This is a genomic window from Acidaminococcus sp. CAG:542, from assembly GCF_000437815.1.
Classification (GTDB): Bacteria; Bacillota; Negativicutes; order Acidaminococcales; family Acidaminococcaceae; genus Acidaminococcus.
In genome coordinates, this window is record NZ_FR902065.1 from 4,209 (window position 1) to 6,302 (window position 2,094).

Annotated in this window: 2 protein-coding genes; one reads left to right on the forward strand and one right to left on the reverse strand. The window is 58.0% G+C overall.

Annotated features, from left to right (window positions below; genetic code table 11):
- Positions 1-342: 342 nt before the first annotated feature.
- Positions 343-948, reverse strand: a complete 606-nt coding sequence (locus tag QVO43_RS05200; RefSeq protein WP_022487516.1) for an ECF transporter S component — start codon at positions 946-948, stop codon at positions 343-345.
- 223 nt (positions 949-1,171) lie between these two features.
- On the opposite strand from QVO43_RS05200, the gene QVO43_RS05205 reads away from it, so the two are divergent.
- Positions 1,172-2,023, forward strand: coding sequence for a ChbG/HpnK family deacetylase (locus tag QVO43_RS05205; protein WP_022487517.1), 852 nt, complete (start codon positions 1,172-1,174; stop codon positions 2,021-2,023).
- Positions 2,024-2,094: the final 71 nt, after the last annotated feature.

Genomic DNA, 2,094 nt, shown 5'->3' on the forward strand with positions numbered 1-2,094 from the left:
GTCTGCTAACCCACCACCATTGCGCAAGCGCAACGGTCCCCCGCCCTTGCAAAGGGCGGATATACGATTGGGCCTATGGCCCATTGCTTTTTATAAGGATAGTAACGGGTGCTGTTTATCAGTACCTTTTTCAGGGCGGATACACGCTCGGGCTGACGCCCATTGCTTTTTGGGCACCAGGGCGATAGCCCGCGTGCCATATATCCGCCCTTTTCAAGGGCGGGGGACCAGCCGTCAGGCTGGTGGTGGGTTAGCAGCCGCAGGCTGCGTTTCCATTTACTGGAACCCGCTGCCGGGGTCGCGTCCTCGTTCAAAGCCCGGCAGATGACGGGCTTCCCTTATTTACTTTTTAATGATCTCCGTCAGCGCCAGACTGGCCTTCTTATAGATTAGATACGTAATCCCTGACACCACCGCGTACTTCAGCAGGTTGAAGGGCAGCACCGTCAGCAGCAGGAAATCCGTCAGGCTGTGGACCAGGGGATTGGTGGCACTGGCCATTTTCAGGATCGCCTCCAGAGGGATTTTGTACAGCTTTACGTACAGCGGGATGGCCAGGAACCTGTTGGCCAGAACCGCGAACACACTGGCCACCAGGCTGCCGGCCACCAGTGCCGTCATGGCACCCTGGCGGGTCCGGTGCAGGTGATAGAACACCGTGGAGGGCAGCACATAGGCCAGGGCACACAACAGGTTCATCCCTTCCCCCACAAAAGCCGAAGAGCTCCCCACCAGCACCAGCTTGATGAGGATCTTCAGCAGTTCCGTCAGGCCCCCCGCCAGAGGCCCGATAAAGAACCCGGCAAACAAAGCCGGCAGGTCCGAAATCTCGAATTTCATGTACGCCGGGGCAAACGGCAGGGGAACCTCAAAAGCCATCAAAAGAGAAGACAAAGCCCCCAGTATTGCAATAAAAACCATAGCCCGGGGAGTCAAAGCACGATTCATGGGAAAATCTCCTTTCCAAATAAAAGCAAGTCCAGTGTAACAAAAGGGGTGGGGGATGTCAACGAGATACCAGCCACCCAACCACCCACCTAATCACTTAACCACTTAATAACCTACCCTCTTAATCCTCTACAAATTTCCCGCCCCATCTGATATAATAAATAGTCACAACAACATTCGTTCCAGCCAATCCTGGCTGTTTTTCTTTGAAAGGATCTCTGTCATGTCCAAACAACTGATTGTCAATGCTGATGATTTTGGCCGTCATATCCTGATCAACCGGGCGGTGGAACGGGGGGTGGCACAGGGACTGATCCGGTCGGCCACGGTAATGGTCACCGGCGCCGCGTTTGAGGAGGCGGTGGCCCTGGCCCGCCGTACTCCCGCCCTGGGCCTGGGCACCCATTTCACCCTGGTGAACGCCAAACCAGTGCTGCCGGCCTCGGACATCTCCAGCCTGGTGGACCCGGCCACCGGGGAACTGTACCCGGACCATGGTGCGTTCGTGAAACGGTTCCTGACCGGCAAAATCCGGCTCCAGGACGTCCAGCGGGAATGCACCGCCCAGCTGGACCGGTTTTTGGATACGGGCCTGGTGCCCACCCACGCCGACAGCCATCAGCACATGCACGTGCTTCCCGGGATCATCGACATCATCCTGGACCTGTGCCTGGACCATGGGATCCCGGCGGTGCGGATCCCGGCCATCCCGGTGAGCCTTCTGGCCACCCGGCCCTCCAACCTGGGAGAACAGGTGGGCCGTACCGGTCTCCATGTGCTGGCGGAACGGGCCCGGAAGAAGGCCCACGCCCAGGGAATCCGCACTCCGGATCATTTCGGGGGCATTGTGGCCGGGGAAGCGGTGGACAAAAAAGCCCTCCGGACCATCCTGCTCCACCTGAAGGAAGGCACCACTGAAGTGATGCTCCACCCGGGCACCAGCAACGGCATCCTGATCCCCGCCACCCAGTGGGACCACGATTTCGAAGGGGAACTGGACGCTGTAACCGATCAGGAAATCCTCCAGCTGGTAAAAGAGCAGAATATCACGGTCCAGAATTTCAGGGACCTGTAAAAAAGAAAAAAGGAAACGGCGCCGAACGAAAAGCGGCGCCTAACCCACCACCATTGCGCAGGCGCAACGGT